The sequence below is a fragment of the Marininema mesophilum genome, assembly GCF_900106775.1.
Taxonomy (GTDB): domain Bacteria; phylum Bacillota; class Bacilli; order Thermoactinomycetales; family DSM-45169; genus Marininema; species Marininema mesophilum.
This window is the reverse complement of record NZ_FNNQ01000004.1, coordinates 58,206-75,893: the sequence shown is the minus strand read 5'-3', so window position 1 is coordinate 75,893 and position 17,688 is coordinate 58,206. Positions and strand designations below refer to the sequence as shown.

General features: G+C 46.0%; 16 protein-coding genes. 3 read left to right on the top strand and 13 right to left on the bottom strand.

Annotated elements, in window-relative coordinates; all coding sequences use genetic code 11:
- Positions 1–28: 28 nt before the first annotated feature.
- Together BLV90_RS05185 and BLV90_RS05180 are read right to left on the bottom strand one after the other, a co-directional pair.
- Positions 29–1,129: a Glu/Leu/Phe/Val family dehydrogenase gene (locus BLV90_RS05185; RefSeq protein ID WP_091737298.1), complete on the bottom strand. Its 1,101-nt coding sequence runs from the start codon at positions 1,127–1,129 to the stop codon at positions 29–31.
- 610 nt (positions 1,130–1,739) lie between these two features.
- Positions 1,740–3,794: a sigma-54 interaction domain-containing protein gene (locus tag BLV90_RS05180; RefSeq protein ID WP_091737295.1), complete on the bottom strand. Its 2,055-nt coding sequence runs from the start codon at positions 3,792–3,794 to the stop codon at positions 1,740–1,742.
- A 124-nt stretch (positions 3,795–3,918) separates the two neighbouring features.
- Between BLV90_RS05180 and BLV90_RS05175 the strand changes: the two genes are divergently transcribed.
- On the top strand, positions 3,919–4,206 hold the full coding sequence (locus tag BLV90_RS05175) for a DUF2627 family protein (protein ID WP_091737292.1): 288 nt from the start codon (positions 3,919–3,921) through the stop codon (positions 4,204–4,206).
- Positions 4,207–4,405: 199 nt separating this feature from the next.
- Positions 4,406–5,440, top strand: coding sequence for a superoxide dismutase (locus BLV90_RS05170; protein ID WP_245726255.1), 1,035 nt, complete (start codon positions 4,406–4,408; stop codon positions 5,438–5,440).
- A 15-nt stretch (positions 5,441–5,455) separates the two neighbouring features.
- Here the strand turns inward: BLV90_RS05170 and BLV90_RS05165 are convergent, their stop codons facing one another.
- The gene (locus tag BLV90_RS05165) at positions 5,456–5,632 is read right to left on the bottom strand and encodes an H-type small acid-soluble spore protein (protein WP_091737289.1); all 177 of its coding nucleotides are present in this window, start codon (positions 5,630–5,632) and stop codon (positions 5,456–5,458) included.
- Between the two features lie 142 nt (positions 5,633–5,774).
- On the opposite strand from BLV90_RS05165, the gene BLV90_RS05160 reads away from it, so the two are divergent.
- Positions 5,775–6,881, top strand: coding sequence for an aminopeptidase P family protein (locus tag BLV90_RS05160; RefSeq protein ID WP_091737286.1), 1,107 nt, complete (start codon positions 5,775–5,777; stop codon positions 6,879–6,881).
- Positions 6,882–6,933: 52 nt separating this feature from the next.
- On the opposite strand, the gene BLV90_RS05155 is transcribed toward BLV90_RS05160, so the two are convergent.
- The 10 genes from BLV90_RS05155 to BLV90_RS05110 form a co-directional block, all read right to left on the bottom strand.
- Positions 6,934–7,452 (bottom strand): C40 family peptidase, encoded by a 519-nt coding sequence (locus tag BLV90_RS05155; RefSeq protein WP_091737283.1) that lies wholly within the window; start codon positions 7,450–7,452, stop codon positions 6,934–6,936.
- Positions 7,453–8,290: 838 nt separating this feature from the next.
- Positions 8,291–9,067 (bottom strand): sporulation transcription factor Spo0A, encoded by a 777-nt coding sequence (gene spo0A / locus BLV90_RS05150; protein WP_091737280.1) that lies wholly within the window; start codon positions 9,065–9,067, stop codon positions 8,291–8,293.
- Positions 9,010–10,521 carry a SpoIVB peptidase gene (gene spoIVB / locus BLV90_RS05145; protein WP_177167907.1) on the bottom strand — a complete coding sequence of 504 codons (1,512 nt, stop codon included), beginning with the start codon at positions 10,519–10,521 and terminating at the stop codon, positions 9,010–9,012. The genes spo0A and spoIVB overlap by 58 nt, the downstream gene beginning before the upstream one ends.
- Positions 10,522–10,685: 164 nt before the next feature.
- Positions 10,686–12,389: a DNA repair protein RecN gene (gene recN / locus BLV90_RS05140; RefSeq protein WP_091737275.1), complete on the bottom strand. Its 1,704-nt coding sequence runs from the start codon at positions 12,387–12,389 to the stop codon at positions 10,686–10,688.
- A gap of 12 nt (positions 12,390–12,401) precedes the next feature.
- Positions 12,402–12,851: a transcriptional regulator AhrC/ArgR gene (gene ahrC / locus BLV90_RS05135; protein ID WP_091737272.1), complete on the bottom strand. Its 450-nt coding sequence runs from the start codon at positions 12,849–12,851 to the stop codon at positions 12,402–12,404.
- Positions 12,851–13,729, bottom strand: a complete 879-nt coding sequence (locus BLV90_RS05130; protein WP_091737269.1) for an NAD(+)/NADH kinase — start codon at positions 13,727–13,729, stop codon at positions 12,851–12,853. The genes ahrC and BLV90_RS05130 overlap by 1 nt, the downstream gene beginning before the upstream one ends.
- Before the next feature lie 28 nt (positions 13,730–13,757).
- On the bottom strand, positions 13,758–14,276 hold the full coding sequence (locus tag BLV90_RS05125; RefSeq protein WP_091737266.1) for a hypothetical protein: 519 nt from the start codon (positions 14,274–14,276) through the stop codon (positions 13,758–13,760).
- Positions 14,277–14,357: 81 nt separating this feature from the next.
- Complete coding sequence (locus BLV90_RS05120) at positions 14,358–15,170, bottom strand: TlyA family RNA methyltransferase (RefSeq protein WP_091737263.1); 813 nt, start codon at positions 15,168–15,170, stop codon at positions 14,358–14,360.
- Between the two features lie 6 nt (positions 15,171–15,176).
- Positions 15,177–17,081 (bottom strand): 1-deoxy-D-xylulose-5-phosphate synthase, encoded by a 1,905-nt coding sequence (gene dxs, locus BLV90_RS05115; RefSeq protein WP_091737259.1) that lies wholly within the window; start codon positions 17,079–17,081, stop codon positions 15,177–15,179.
- Positions 17,053–17,685, bottom strand: a complete 633-nt coding sequence (locus tag BLV90_RS05110; protein ID WP_245726254.1) for a hypothetical protein — start codon at positions 17,683–17,685, stop codon at positions 17,053–17,055. The genes dxs and BLV90_RS05110 overlap by 29 nt, the downstream gene beginning before the upstream one ends.
- Positions 17,686–17,688 lie beyond the last annotated feature (3 nt).

Below are 17,688 nucleotides of genomic sequence, written 5' to 3'. Positions count from 1 at the left end.
CGGTTCGTACACTTCTTCCACTCCGTTCTTATCGTAAAGTCACATTGATTATGTTGCGCTCATTTTGCAAAAATGGGCTGCGGGATTGGCGAATGGAAGCGATTCGCTCCTCAGCCATACGATCTGCCGCCAAATAGGAAGGAATATTATCCCGCTTAGCGATTTCAAAAACCCGTGAAATCGTTCCATAGATTCCTTCCACCCGGCGCATCGCACGGTCACGGTTGTAACCGATCAGCTCATCCGCAACATTGATAACACCACCGGAGTTGATCACATAATCCGGCGCATAGAAGATCCCTTTTTCCTGAAGGATATCCCCATGTTCATTCTCTTTCAGTTGGTTATTCGCAGAACCCGCAATCACTTTACACTTGAGCCGGTGCACCGTATCATCATTAATCACAGCCCCTAAGGCACAAGGAGAGTATATATCGCACTCCACATCATAGATGTTATCTGGATCCACAGTTTCAGCATCGAAATCATTGACAGCACGAGCGAGGTTCTCCTGGTTAATATCGGTGACGATTAGTTTGGCACCTTCATCATGCAGATACTTGCATAGGTGATAGGCAACACTACCTACCCCTTGAACTGCGACCGTACGCCCTTCTAGGGAGTCATCGTCAAAGGCTTCCTTCGCTGCTGCTTTCATCCCCATGTAGCAACCATAAGCTGTCACAGGTGATGGATTCCCACTGGAACCAAACTCAGGGGAGATCCCGGTGACATAGCGTGTCTCTTCATGGATAATATCCATATCCTCCACAGTGGTACCCACATCTTCAGCAGTGATGTAACGACCGTTTAAACCTTGGATAAAGCGGCCAAATGCACGGAACATCGCTTCATTTTTTTCTGTCTTAGGATCACCGATGATGACTGTCTTTCCTCCACCAAGGTTAAGGCCAGCAGCGGCGTTTTTATAAGTCATCCCCCGTGCTAAACGCAGCGCGTCAACAATAGCACCTTCTTCTGAAGCATAGGTCCACATCCGTGTGCCACCAAGAGCAGGTCCTAGAGTAGTATCATGTATCGCAATAATTGCTTTCAAACCAGAGTTTTGATCCTGACAAAAGATGAGTTGTTCATAGTCGTATTTACTTAGGTAATCAAACAGTTGCATGGGCCAAACCCTCCTTAGAATAATTGCCGTTTCCTTTCTGCCTGTAACACCGCCAAAGATATGGAGTATAGCTTTAACCAACGCTCTAATCTTTGCCTTTGTAAACTGGACTTTCTGTTCAGAATTCCTCGAAGAAACTCCGACGAGTGGAACCATTCCTTCTATCACTACGTCGGCTTCTCCCTCTCTTATAGCGCGGACAGCATCGATGCAAGCATGTTTTACGGCATCCTATCCATCATGTCGAAGTCTATTTTGTCAAATGGGCCTGCCACATACTATCTAAGAAGCAAATTCCATGCCAATTATCCCACCAGAGCAGTGTATTTCTCGGAGGGTTATGTATACATCAACCATTCTCAACCCAATAATCATGATCAATTATATCACGAAGGTGCTTACCCTTACGTAGAATTATTCATTCTGACATCTTCAGATATTCCATTCGCTTCCCTTTTTATTTAATCTATCCTCTTAATAAATGGGATCAACTTCCCTGGGTAGACTGACTATGTAATGGATAGAATAACCTTTTTCTCTGCAAAAAATTGCAGAGACCTTGATGATTATTTCCTGCAAATTTTTGCAGAGAAAGGTTTATTTTTTAGTCCTAGGAATCAATCCCATACTTCTCCAGCTTGTAATAAAGATTCCGCACAGAAATCCCCAACTGACGAGCAGTTTCTGTTTTATTACTACAACATTCTTCGTAGGCTTTGCGAATATGAGATTCCTCTGCCCAAGCAACCACCTGCGCCAGAGATGTTTTTTCAAGCGTAACAGGTAGCTGCTCAGCTGAAGGGGGTTGGGGACGTGGCGGTTCTAATGAGAAGAGATGTTCTTTCTCCATGACCCGTGTATGAAGGGGCATATGAATCATAGCACGACCGAGCACATTTTCTAATTCGCGCACATTTCCCGGCCAAGAATACTCACTCAACCTTTGCACTACTGCCGGACTTACATGAGAAACATTGCGACCATATTCTTGGTTAAATTTATTGATCAGATGGTCTGCTAACGCTCTGACATCTTCTCGTCTACTTCGCAGCGGGGGAATCTGAATCGGCAACACATTGAGCCGATAATATAGATCCTCACGAAATTGCCTCTCCTGTACCGCCTTTTCCAAATCTACATTGGTAGCAGCAATCACCCGTACATCTACAGGAATAGATTTAACTCCCCCCACATGAACCACTTCTTTTTCTTGTAAAACGCGTAATAACTTCGCCTGGGTAATCGGCGACAACTCTCCAATTTCATCTAAAAGAATAGTCCCACCATCAGCTTCCTCAAAGAGACCTTTTTTGCCACCTTGACGCGCACCTGTGAACGCTCCTTCATCATAACCAAATAGCTCACTCTCCAGTAGGGACTCAGGAATGGAGGCACAGTTCACTCGCACAAACTGATTAAATTTTCGACCTGAATCATTATGGATCGCATGGGCAAATAGCTCTTTCCCTGTCCCAGATTCCCCACGAAGCATTACCGTCGCCCTCGTATGAGCCGCTCGACGTGCATCTTCAACCACCTTTAGCATCTCACTGCTACCACCGATGATATCATCAAAGGTGTATTTCGCTTCCAGTGTTCGAATGATCCGTCGTGCTCGGTCCAATTCCTGATTGAGCCGCTTTATCTCTGATAAATCGTGGATCGTGCCTACACTACCCTTTAGTTCACCTTCAACGATAATGGGTGCTACATTAACCGCTACATCTTTACGTCTTGCGCCTACTTTCATCAAGACTCCCCGCACGGGTTCCCGAGTCTTCAACACTTTCATATGCATACTTTCGCCCTCGGAGATATCGGTATCTGCTGGCTTACCGATTACCTCTTCTGGCCGAAGACCTGTCAGGCGAGTATAAGCTGGATTGATCAATACCCCCCTCCCTTCCGTGTCGACCACGGAAAATGCTTCATCAGAGGAGTCAATGATCGCTTGTAATTGTCCTTTTAGATGACTTAAATCCGCTACCTGCTGAGTAAGTGATAACACCTCGGTCATATCACGAAAGACTGCCACTGCTCCAATGACCCGGCCTTCTCGATCCGTCACAGGTTTGCGGTTGGTAACAATTTTCTTACCGTTAGCTAGCGTAAGTGAATAATTCAACTCCGACTCTCCGGTTTTTAAGACACGATCAAGACGTGTATTAGGAAACACATCTTCGATAGCATATCCCATCACATTTTCGGGCTCCCGCCCGATAAGACGCTGTGCAGCACGGTTGTAGAGTGTCACTTTTCCCTGTTCATTTACTGCCATCATCCCATCATGGGTAGAATGGATAATAGCATCCAATTCCGATTGACGCAGTCGCCTCCAGTGTTCTTTCTCCTCTATTAACTGGATGATCAGATTAGCCACTTCTCCAGATACAACCAGTGTATCTGTCTGTTCAGCCATCCGACACAGTTTCTCATATACCTTCGGAGCTCCAGTCAAATCCAACACTACATCTGGAGGTATATCGACAAAAAAGAGGTGGGGATCATCTCCTGTGGGGATTCCACGACGGTACGCCTCTCTCACCGCGGGTGCCTCTGGATTACTATCTACTACTCCGGTTACTCGTACCCGCTTCAACTCCAGTAATGAATTAAGAAGTGCTTCCCCTCCTTGGCCACCACCAACGATCAAGAACCGTTTCATTACACCCCTCCCCTTTCCATTCTTCGATCTCATTTTATCATACTAGCTCTTCCCCTTAACTATTTGGACCATGGCAACAGTCAGGAAAATAAGGTACGATAAGGGTGGAAAGGCGGTTGGATTCATGATCTACCAACGATTGTTGGCTATCCTACTCATTTGCATCCCAGGAGCCGCAGGTGTTTATGGGTGGAATCTGATGAAAGACGTAATCTTCAATAACCTAGCGGGAAACGGTTTCTCTTGGCTAGCATTCCTCGGGGGACTCCTCCTGTTTCTCGGCGGATTAACGTTTATCGGCGGGTTTCTATTTTACCGCGATCTAAAAAAAGATTACGTACAACCTATGCTCCGCCCCCGACGCAAAAAAGAACCCATGAAAAGTGAACAACACGCTGCTGAACGAGAGTAAACTGTAACGCTCAATCTACCTATCAAGAAGCCCAGCCAAATCACATCGGCTGGGCTTCTTATTTATCGCGGAATCCCCTAGTCTCCTTTGACTGTATAGATGGGGACAGACTCATATATTTGCACATGGATTCATTCATATGTCCCTCTGCTGCAATCATATGCTGATATTATCCAATTCACCTAAGGGGGGTTTCCTATTGTCTTCGTTAGGATCGAATGCCGACCGCCTCCGGAAAGATATACAACGATTTGCCCAACAAGGGCAACACCTCATTCATCACTCCTTAAATCAAGTCAAAAATACAGACTACTCCCTTTTTAAAGCCACTTCGGAACAAGGATATTACCTTATTGATCAGTTAAAGGAAATGGAAGAGGAGTCTCGTACCGTTTCCTGGGATGCGTTAAAACAACTTGCACAACAAACGTGGAAGATTCGCACACAGACAGAGAGCTGGTTACAATCCTTTCCGCCAAACAGTATTGTCAACAAAGCAAGTCAACCTGAAAATAACGAAGAAGCAGATGGTCATAAACGCAATCAAGCAAGTGCTATTCAAGATGACGAATCTCATCAGATGGATTCCTCCTATGCTTACTTATCCCCAGTACCGCCTGGACAACATCAACTGCCACCCCTACCCTATCCCTACGATGCGCTAGAACCCTATATTGATACGGTAACGATGCATATACACCACGATCAACTTCATCTGAACTATGTAAAAAACTTAAACAAAGCGGAACTGATGTTACAGCAATCAAGGGAGACTGGTAACTTTGATCTGATCCAATACTGGGAAGGTGAACTCGCTTTTAATGGTGCAGGACACTATTTACACACCTTGTTCTGGGAAACAATGTCCCCCCATGGAGGCGGAAAGCCCAGCGGAAGTCTTTCACAAGCAATCTCTTATTATTTCGGAAGTTTCGATGCATTTAAAAAGCAATTTTCCTCTGCAGCAGAAAAAGTTCAAGGAGGTGGTTGGGCCATCTTAGTTTGGGCGCCTCGTGCCCATCGCCTTGAAATTCTCCAGGCAGAAAAACATCAAAACCTCTCTCAGTGGGACAACATCCCTCTTCTTTCCCTCGATGTATGGGAACATGCTTACTACCTGAAATATCCAAACCAGCGGAAACTGTACATTGAATCCTGGTGGAATATTGTCAACTGGCCTGAAGTAGAAAGTCGTTTTGAAGTGGCTTCCCAGGTAGCATGGCAACCCTATTAAGTAATAAAGATGATGCTACTCTGTCAATTCTCTAACGGAGACTTCCATTTCACGATCCGGCTGGTCACCAGTGTACACTCTGGCAGTCTGGGCGGATTCATTTATGTTTTGAATCCATACCGGAGTATTTTGGTATCGCACCTCTATTTCCTTAGGTGATTCAATAATTTGCTTCGCTCGTTGAATATCCATTGATCATCCCTCCAATGATAGGCCATCCCTTTCAACTTCAGTCTGGATCATGCGGAGTCCTCCCATACATCGATCCGTACTTTTCGCTATCTCCACAGCATGATACAGTAATGTTGTATCCTACTATAAAGGAAGTGGCCCTTTGGTTAATACACGTGTTGCCCCTATCATTGAATGGCTAAAAGCAGAAAATATTGACTTTACATTAATCACTTCACCTACACAGATTTTTTATTTAACCTCCTTTAATTGCCATCCCCATGAGCGATTTTTAGGATTGTTTCTCTTTCCCCACACGGAACCTCTACTCGTCTGCCCGACCCTCGAGGAGGATCGGGCCCGACAAGCTGGTTGGTTGGGTGAGATTGTTGCATGCCCCGATGGAGAAGATCCCTGGGCACGCATCGTTCCTGCACTCCATGCACGACGCATCCATATGGCGAATCGGATCGCTGTAGAGAAGGAGTCCCTCCCTCTCTCCCGTGCAGAAGCGCTCTTGCATCATTATCCCGAGGCCAAACTAATTACTGCCGAGGAAGCCCTTCATCGTTCTCGTGCTCAGAAAGACGCCACTGAAGTAGAAACAATGGCTGCCGCTGCCCAAATGGCGGACGAAGCGATTACCATCGGGCTATCCGCCCTTACTGAAGGTTGCACTGAAACGGAAATCGCCTCCCTCATCGAATACGAGATGAAGAAAAGGGGGGCAGATGGGATGGCTTTCGATACGATGGTTCTCTTTGGCGAGAAGACAGGCCTCCCCCACGGTTCCCCTGGGAATCGGGAGCTAAAAGCTGGAGACATGGTCCTTTTTGACCTGGGTATTGTACACCAGGGGTATAACTCAGATATCACCCGCACCTTCGCATACCTCTCCTGTACTGAAGAGCAAGAACGTATTTATCATACCGTGCTAACTGCCCTTGAGGCGGCCCTTGACCTCTGTCGACCTGGAGTCCGTCTCGGGGAATTAGATAAGGTCGCTCGACAAGTAATTGAGGATGCTGGATATGGACGTTACTTCACCCATCGCCTTGGACATGGCTTGGGTATTGAAGCCCATGAGTATCCCTCTGTCCATGGGAATAACGATGATATCCTACAAGAAGGCATGGTGTTCACTATTGAACCCGGTATCTATATCCCTGACCTTGGTGGCGTACGGATCGAAGATGATGTCCTCATCACAGCAACCGGATACCGATTGTTGACGGGCTACCCTAAGGAATGGCAAGTTGTTGGAAAGTAAATTTCATGGAATGAAAAAAACCGCTGACTCGTTGTCAGCGGTTTTTTTCACTTTATTTTGGAGTTACACGGGTTCCATAAAGAAAACCCCAATCCAACCATGCATTGGTCATCTTATCGTATCGTACGCCGCCTCTACCCCAGGTATGTAGCACTTTACCATCACCTGCATAAATACCAACGTGGCCAATTTTGCCATTGGTACGTTTCAATTTAAAGAAGACCAGGTCTCCTTTTTGTAGGTTCGCACGAGTTACCTTCTTACCTTCCTCACCTTGCTTCCGTGCTCCGCGAGGCAGTTCCACGCCATTCTTGCCATAGACATATTTCGTGAAAGAGGAACAATCAAAGGTATCCGTATCACCTACTTTTGCACCCCATTTATAGGGAGTTCCGAGGTATTTATCCCCCGTTGCGATAACCTTAGCACCAAAAGAAGCGCCCTTAGTAGAAGGTGCTTGACTTGTATCCGCTTTTGCACTAACCGGTGCTGAAAACGGAACGACAGACCCTGCCAATACCAGAGCTGTTGCAATTGCTACTACTTTGCGAATCCAGTTTTTCTTCCTCATGATGTCCTCCCTTTGTCTAGGTGTAATTTCCTCACATAAGGGTTGTCTACTCAACCTAAGGAAGTTAAGGGAAAGTTTGTATAGAGTGTTGTGGCTTGTCTAATCATTAAATATAGATAAACTTTTTCTAACCTTCATTGAATAGGCAAATCTCAACCTCTCTCAATCCCCTCTGTTCAGCTATCCACTTCGGTTGATGGACAATGACTCCCTGGGAAATCACTTGTCATGTTAACATAGATAAGTCCGGATTCGGATTCCATATTCATGCAAAAAAATAAATGAATTATACGGAAAAAATCCCCATTTATCCATTAAGTATTCTTATCCTTGATATATCAGGGATTCATCACGTAATATGCTGGATGTCCGTCTTTTTAAATAGGAAATATAAGGTTTACGTGCCGCATATTACACTACCACTCATTCACGTTGGCCGTACCACGACCGAGACATCGGAATTCGCGTATTTGCGGTTGTGCAGATTAAGCTTGGTTAGGATCCCGTCAATAGATGGGTGCTCAGAAGAATCCCACAGCGCCCGAAGGAAGTGCTCTTGGGGTGCTGTGGGATTGTCAACTGTTTTTATACAAATGGGGTTGTGCACCGTAGAGTTTGCTCGTACGAAGCCATTGTCTTTCTTGACAGTTGAATTGAAATCTGGAAATAAAAAAATTCCGCCTTTACGCCTTGTTTAGTACAGGCAATAAATAGCGGAATTCGTCGGTTTTACACTCCGACATTTATCGATTTACATACCCCATTATTTGTAGGATTCAGAGATTTATCGGTATAGATTTTATAGCCGAACCCTCCGAAAACATCGCCATACAAGCAATTAGCCCACTTTATGCTCTATGCGCAGTTTATCCGCAACCATCGCAATAAATTCCGAATTCGTTGGTTTTGCCTTGCTGACGTTGATCGTATAGCCAAACAATTTACGAATGGAATCCATATTGCCACGGCTCCAGGCCACTTCGATGGCATGGCGAATAGCTCGCTCTACGCGGCTAGGGGTAGTGTTATATTTTTCGGCGATACGTGGGTATAAGGTCTTGGTAATTGCACCGAGAAGCTCCACCTCGTTGTACACCATGGTGATCGCCTCTCGAAGGTAAAGGTATCCTTTGATATGGGCAGGGACACCAATTTCATGAATGACCGTCGTGATATTAGCATCCAAATTTTCCGTTCGGGGAGCGTTGCCAGCGGTGGATTTGCTACGTGTAGTTGTCAGTGAATGACCTTGCATTTGGCGGATGCGATGGGTCAGCAAATCCATGTCAAAGGGTTTCAAAATATAGTATGCCGCTCCTAGTTCTACAGCCCGTTGGGTAATGTTTTCCTGCCCGAAAGCTGTTAACATGATGATTTTAGGCATGGGGGTAGAGGCTTCATTCAACTTTTCCAATACACCCAAACCGTCTAAGTGTGGCATGATGATATCTAATACCAACACATCTGGTGGCTCGCGATCCAATAAATCCATTACTTCGTTTCCATTATAGGCAACTCCGACAACCTCAATATCCTCTTGGGAATTGAGATGATCCTTCAACAATTCAGCAAATTCTCGGTTATCATCCGCCAGGATGACACGTATCTTCTCCAAATCCGGCCCCTCCCTCTTTTTGACGCACTACGCTCACTGCTCTCTAATTCCTCTGTTGATTTCAAGGGTTCGACAACGGGATCTGCCATTCCTGCTTTTCTTCGATTTCCTTTCCGTAAATTTCCGTTTTGAACAAAAAAACGACGGCCTTTTTGAAAGGCCGTCGATTGGAGAACACCCGCATCTTGCAGCATCCATTCGATATAAGTCCCATAACCTGAGGTCGGATCATTGACAAACACATGAGTAACCGCTCCTACTAACTTTCCATTCTGTATGATGGGGCTCCCACTCATCCCTTGAACGATGCCTCCTGTCCTTTTCAACAGTCGAGGGTCCGTCACTTTGATAATCATCCCCTTGGTCGCAGGGAATTTTTGATGGATCAGATGAGCGATTTGGATATCATAACTCTCCACCTTTTGCCCATCCACTACCGTAAGGATCTGGGCGGGACCTTCCTTGACTTCCTCGGATAACCCCACGGGAACCGACTGACGAGTGAAGCCACTATCGGGTTCTTGTGACATACTACCAAAGATACCAAAGGGAGTATTCCGCTGAATGTTTCCGAGTGTGTTGTTTTCCTGGAAAAAAATCGCTCTCTTTTCTCCAGGCTCTCCTGTTTCGCCCTTTTGAATCGAGGTTACACTAGAGTGAATGATCTTTCCGCCACCAACTCTAATCGGTTGTCCGGTATCCATATCAGTAATTACATGACCCAGTGCTCCGTATACTTTTTGTTTTGGATCGTAAAATGTGAGGGTCCCTACACCCGCTGCTGAATTTCGGATATAAAGCCCAATACGGTATACCTTTTCCTTCCTGTCCCAAGCTGGTGTTAAGGTGACCAATTTTTCCTTGGCTCCTCGTTTCAAAAGCACACGAATCGAACGTCCTTCTAGTCCTGCCTTCGTTACCACTTTACCCACTTCTGCAATTTCATGTATGGGCTGTCCATCCATGGCTACAATATAGTCGCCTACACGGATATCGGAACTTTCACTGGGTGATTTATCCGTTCCTTGAACAAGATGATGCCCTACAACTAAGGGTCCAGCTGATTTCAACTTCACACCAATCGATTGTCCACCCGGTATCACACGGATATTGGGCAATACTTTTACCTGCATTTTTTTGAATGGTACCATGCCAAATAGCTTTAATGAAAGCTCTGTTTGACCAATATTTTTTGGTACCAGTGTAAAGGGATGACTCAGATGAAGCTGTACGCGATCACTTGTGGAACGATTGACTGCCGCAATCCGCGGATCAGAAACAACTGCCGTTGCGGATACCGGCATCGTTAGTCGAATCTCCTTTAGATTCCCAGAAAAAAGCCTCATTTCCGATGGAAACGCCATATATTGCCGAAAGGGTGTACTCATACTTCCCAATACCAGCAATAAAACCAAAAACAAACCCATCCACTTACTTCTCTGTCTGCGCCCCAAAGCTCTCACACTCCTGCGCTCCTACCTACACCTCCACAGCGATGTCTCCATCGTATTGTTAAGGTGTCCGCGCCGGAAACCTTTTATGTCACGCAAATGATTCCGCAAACATTTGTTCTCAGCATGAATGACAAAAAAATCCCTCCACTATGGGGGGGAAGAGGCTACATTCCTTCTTTTGTCTGTTCAGCTAAGCGAATCATCTCAATCGCATGAGTTCGGGTTGTCTCAGTCACTTCGACACCACCCAGCATCCGTGCCAGCTCCATCACTCGGCCATCCTCTGTCAGCATTTTGACACGAGTCCGAGTTTTGCCCTCTTTGGACTCTTTGCTAATACTGAAATGAATATCTGCCATACATGCCACTTGGGGGAGATGCGTAACACAAAGGACTTGTCGGTTTTTCCCCAGTCGCGCAATTTTTTCAGCAATCGCCTGGGCGGCACGACCACTTACTCCGGTATCAATCTCATCAAAAATTAATGTATTTATGCCATCTAAGTCAGAGAAGATCGTTTTCAAAGCAAGCATGATACGCGATAACTCTCCACCAGAGGCGATTTTCGCCAAGGGGCGTGGTGGTTCACCTGGATTGGGAGCGATGAGAAACTCCACGTCATCAGCACCAGTCGCTGTGAATTGGATTTCTTGTTCTCCTCCAACATCTTCGTGAAAGGCTACTTTAATATGTGTCCCTTTCATATTGAGATCCATCAGCTCTCCTTCTACCCGATGCTCTAAGGAAGTTGCGGCTTCCTTTCGCAACTGGGTTAAAAGGGGCGCCTGTTCCCCAAGTTCCGTAAGTATGGATGCTTGTCGCTCGGAGAGCTCTTGCTTCGTTTCATCACGATGTTCTAAGCCTTCCAATTCCTTAGCAACGGCTTCACCATGAAGGATAATCTCTTCAACCGTGTCACCATATTTACGCTTAAGCTGTTCGATGACTGTCAACCGTTCATCCACTTCCGATAAACGCATCGGGTCAAATTCTAATTCATCTCGATAACGCCCTAACTGTCGGGCCGCTTCCTCCACCTGAAAGTAGGCAGACTGAACTAACTCCAACACATCTTTCAAGGAGTCATCAAAGGACACGATTTCTTCTAGATCACGAGCGGCACGGTTGATGCGCTCGCCCCCTTGTTCTTCTCCATACAATAGCTCAAAGGCACTCGCTGAGCTATGAGTGAGGTGTTCTGCATTGGCAAGGCGACTCTGCTCCTGATTCAGCTCCTCATCCTCACCGACCTGGAGTCGAGCAGCAGCGATTTCATCCCGTTGGAAGGTTAATAAATCGATCCGTTGAGCAATTTCTTTCTCATCCCGATTAATTTTAGCCAATTCCTTGGTGATATCTTGATATTCCTGAAAGGATTGCTTGTATTTTTCTAACTCCGCCGCAAGAAAAGGACCACCGTAAGCATCTAACCACACTAGGTGTTCTTCTGTCCGCATAAGAGATTGATGTTCATGCTGACCATGGATATCTAATAGAACCTCACCAACCTGCCTTAGCATCGCTAACGTAACAAGCTGGCCATTCATTCGACAGGTACTTTTGCCGCTTTGCAAAATTTCCCGTCGAATTAATAGAGATCCGTCATCCTGGGTAAGGCCCAGCACTTCTAACTCTTTGATTGCTGGATGACCTGCCGCCAACTCAAAAAGAGCTTCTACCTCGGCTTTTTTTGCTCCATGACGAACAAAGTCAGCAGAGCCCCTTCCGCCAACAATTAAACTGAGTGCATCGAACAGAATCGACTTCCCAGCCCCCGTTTCCCCTGTCAGAATGTGAAATCCCTCAGAGAAAGTGAGATGTACTTGTTCGATAATTGCAAAATCCCGGATAGATAGTTCATGCAACATGCAACTTCACCCCTACAGCATATCAATCAGCCTTGCCTCAACCTGCGGGGACTGATCCTTATCTCGACAGATCAAAAGTATCGTGTTATCACCGGCTATGGTGCCAAGAAGATCAGGCCAATCCAGCTTATCCAATAATTCAGCGATGGCATTCGCGTTTCCAGGCATCGTCTTCATGACGAGCATATTTTCGCTACGGTCGATACCTACAAAAGCTTCTGTCATCATGCGTTTCAATTTTTGATGCGGATTAAATCGATTATCCGCAGGTAGGGAGTATTTATAAAACCCATTATTTGTAGGTACTTTAACCAAATGCAGTTCCTTAATATCCCGAGAAACCGTCGCCTGGGTCACATTATACCCTGCTTTTCTTAACTGGATCACAAGGTCTTCCTGGGTTTCGATATCCAAGGTAGTAATAATTTCCCGAATTTTGATATGGCGCTGTGCTTTCATTATCAGCCCTCCACCCTCGGTGTTTCTTCTTGTTCTCCCTGCAGCTTCTTACGAACCACTTCAAAAAAGGAACGTTCTTTCCATTTAATGAGTGATGTGATATGAGATGAGACTCGCACACGAATCACATCATCCACCTGAAGTGCAAATCCTTGTTGCCCATCAATGGTTAAGGCAATATCTTGATGGGTGGTATTCACTTTAATCTCCAGGGTGCCATCGGCAGGAAGAACCATCGGACGGGATGTTAGGGTATGGGGACAGATCGGCGTTAGTAGGATACATGGTACACTTGGCCAAACAATTGGGCCTCCACAGGATAAGGAGTATGCTGTGGAGCCTGTTGGTGTTGAGACAATAAGGCCATCCCCTGAATAAGTGCCGAGATACGCACCGTCCAAAAACACCTTCCCTTGAATCATCCTACTGAAAGAACCTTTAGCAATCCCGATATCGTTAAGTGCGATTCCACCCTCCACCACTGTTCCATCTCGGTCCACTTCGGCTTCCAACATCAGTCGTTCTTCTATGTAAAAATTACCTGATAATACGCAATCCACTGCAGTCGAGAGGCTATCTGGTTCCGCCTCAGATAGGAAGCCAAGATGACCCAGATTAAACCCTAAAATAGGGATCCCATGTCCAGCCAATTGCCTTGCGACACCTAACAATGTGCCATCTCCACCAAGGACAAATACGAGCTCAACGCAAGTTGAAAATTGATCCGCCACCAAGCTTAAATCTTTTCGATCCATATCGATAGCCATCTCTGGTTCGACCCATACCTTTGCGCCTCTTTCCTCAAGAAGCATAACGAGTTCACGCAATATCGTACGTGCCTTTGGTTTGCTATTGTTGACTATTATGCCGATTGTCTTCATGGCTCACCTCGTGGTATATGCAAGAGAATTATCGGATCAGGAGGGTGATCAGCGCGCCGATGACCAGAGTGATCACATAGGAAGCTAATCGACGCCTTGGAGGATATCGAACCCCAGTCACATCAAATGAAACCGTTTTATACATCCCGTGATGTGGCTCGACATACAAGATGCCAGCTGCTCGGAAAGCCAATACATGTGCAAGAAAACGATCTCTGAGAATCGCTCCTGAAAAACGGAGGGGTTTCTTATCTTTAGCTAAAACAACCAGATACGTATTCCCTGCTCTAGTTGCTACATAGTCCACATACAACCGACTGTCATAACTGGTGTCACCAACACGCACCGCGATGGGAAGTCTCTGTTTTGCTGCAATCAACTCAAATCCATCAGCTTCCAGCATCGTCGGAACTTCACCCCGAATAGGATGATTGGATGCTGTCAGTACCGGACGAAAATCTGCTTTTTTCCACCAACGAATAATGAAAAAAACAACGAGAATCAGCAACAGGAAGAGGACGATCAAATCTCCATCACGGAGCATCATCAGGCTACCTCCTTTTCCTCCAACAGATTCGCATTCTTCGGCGAAAAATCCTGTATTTAAGAAAAAGAAAAGAAGATGACTTTAGTTTTTTGGCAGGTTGTGTACTTCTTTAACCAAAGTTGAGATGAGTGCCTCCTCATTTTCTACCCCTTGCTCATCGGGCCAGGTAAGGCAACCTAAAAACTCCACATTTCCTTCTCCCCCTTTGATGGGGGAAGAGATCAATCCACGAAGCCCAAAGCCCTCTGCTCGTACCAGGTCTACGAAGCCCTGGAGTACCTGGCGATGAATCTCTGGATCGCGAACAACCCCCTTTTTACCCACTTGCCCTTTACCAGCCTCAAATTGAGGCTTTACTAGTGCAACGACTGTAGCATGTTCCACCAATAGTTCTTTTAACGGTGGTAGAATTTTAGACAAGGAGATAAAGGAGACATCAATCGTTGCAAAATCAGGACGATCTCCTTTAAGGTCCTCAGGTTTCATATGACGAAAGTTGGTTCTCTCCATCACCACAACACGAGGATCCTGGCGTAACTTCCATGCAAGTTGATTGTACCCTACATCAACGGCATAAACTCGTGCTGCACCATTCATCAGGGAACAATCAGCAAAGCCACCCGTCGATGCACCAATATCCAACACCGTTTTATGAGAAAGATCCAGAGCAAAGGCTTCAATAGCCCGGGCTAGTTTTAGTCCACCCCGACTTACATAGGGATGTTCCTTTCCAATCACTTCGATATCCACGTCCATTAAAAAACGAGTACCCGGCTTGTCTGCCCGTTCACCATTCACCCGCACTAAACCAGCCATAATCCCCCGTTGTGCTTGCTGACGTGTCTCATAATGACCACCATTGACCAGTAAAACATCCAACCGTTCTTTAGCCACGAGCCGTCACGCCCGTTGTCGCCGACGAGGCGTTAAACCCCGGGCAGCGACAGCAATGTTTTCAGCCGTAAGACCTACTTCTTTTTTCTGCTCTTCGGGAGAGCCATGTTCTACATAATAATCGGGAATACCCAACACTTTGACCTCCAGCTGAGCATCCTGGGAGGAGACATATTCAAGTGTGGCACTTCCAATACCACCCATGGCACTGCCCTCTTCAATGGTAACCATCGGCATTCTATCTGCGATCAATTGATCAAGCAATTCCGTATCGAGGGGTTTGGCAAAGCGGGCATTGATAACCCGAGCTTGAATACCCTCTCGTGCTAATTGTTCTGCAGCTTCCACAGCGGCTGGAACCATGGTACCAAAAGCAAAGAGCGCTACATCACGGCCTTCTCTTAAGACCTCCCCTTTACCAATCGGAAGTTCCTTCAAATCCTTATCCATCTCAACTCCGATTCCATTACCACGAGGGAAACGTACAGCAATCGGACCTTCATATTGATGCCCAGTATAGATCATTTGCTGGAACTCATTTTCATCCTTCGGCATCATGATCACCATATTAGGGATACAGCGCATGAAAGCGATATCGTAAACTCCCTGGTGAGTCTCTCCATCTGCCCCCACAAAACCAGCCCGGTCCACCGCGATCAGTACATCGAGGTTTTGCCGTGCAACATCGTGGATCAACTGGTCATACGCCCGTTGGAGGAAGGTTGAATAGATCGCTAATACAGGCTTCATCCCTTGGGTAGCCAAACCTGCAGCAAAGGTGGTTGCGTGTTGTTCGGCAATCCCGACGTCAAAACAACGATCAGGGAATTGATTAGCAAATTCGTTCATCCCTGACCCACCTAGCATCGCTGGGGTAATCGCTGCCAAGCGTGGATCTTCCTTCGCTATACGAATTAACGTATCTCCAAATACCTTTGTGTACTTTGGCGGTTCTGTACCGGCCTTTTTTTCACTTTTGGTCTCTGCTAACTTGCTTTCCTCCAGTTTGTAACCTTTTGTTACACTATGAAGCTTATCTTCCTTGGTTTCAGCTGGAAGGTACCCTTTCCCCTTCTCGGTGATTACATGTACCAATACCGGTCCAGGAGTGCGATCTGCCTGTTTGAGACTCTCCATCAATCCATTCAGATTATGACCATTTACAGGCCCTAAGTAGGTAAAGCCAAGATGCTCAAACAAAACACCAGAGACGATGAGATACTTTAAGCTATCCTTGATACGCTCTGCAACATGGGCAAAGGTACCACCAACAGAAGGGATCTTTTTCAACAGTGCTTCTACTTCGTCCTTTATTTTATGATAAGAACGGTTGGTACGTAGTTTGCCTAGATAATTGTGCAGGGCACCTACGTTAGGAGAGATAGACATCTCGTTATCATTCAGGATTACCATCATATCCGCTTGTTCATTTCCGATATGGTTGAGGGCTTCCAGGGCCATTCCGCCCGTTAGAGCTCCGTCACCAATGATCGGGATAACACGAAATTTTTCCCCTTTAATATCTCGCGCAGCGGCCATACCCATAGCGCCTGAGAGGGAGGTACTACTGTGACCCGTTTCCCAACAATCATGTTCACTTTCATTTCGCTTAGGAAATCCACATAGGCCTTTATACTTTCTAAGGGTCGGAAAATCATCCTGACGACCCGTCAGGATTTTGTGTACATACGCTTGATGACCTACATCCCACAGGAGCTTGTCCTTAGGACTGTCAAAAAGATAATGCAAAGCAAGAGTCAATTCAACCACACCTAAGTTGGAGCCCAGGTGACCTCCCGTAACGGAGAGGCTTTCGAGAAGAAATTGACGAATCTCCTCTGCTAGTTGAGGAAGTTCTTCTGCGGACACTTTTTTCAATTGTTCAGGCGAGCTTATCTGTTCGAGGTGCACGAAGAACGCCCCGCTTTCGCTTTCTTTTTTTCTTATTCTTTACATCGAAGAGATGGATATGAAACCTTTTCTCCAAAAGATAAAAGAATTTACCTAGTCTAAATATGATTTTATTACTGTAACGTATCGATATAGCTTTGCCAAGGGCTTTTCCTCCCACAGTTACCGCCGATATGCAGCCAATCACTATGGTTTCCAACCACCAACTGCTACCCGATAGGTCTAGGGAGTAGTATAGAGAAGCTGCTACAGCAAAGCCCCCAGCACCACTTACTATTCCGCTAATATCGCCTACTACATCATTACAAAAATTTGAAAATTGATCCGCTTTACGGATGATCGCGATCGCATGGCGGGCTCCCACTACTTTTCGGGAAGCCATGGAATGAAAGGGCTTTTCCTGAGCAGCAGTTGCTGCAATCCCCAGCATATCAAAAATCACTCCTGTGATCACGATCAGAATAACGATGAGCAACCCACCACCCCAAGGCAGTCCTCTAAGGAAAGATCCTGATACAATAGTGAGCCCCATCGATAAACATGCAGTCACCAAACTGATCAGGACTGCCCAGCGCAGAGACCGACGAAGGATTTCACTCATCATCGC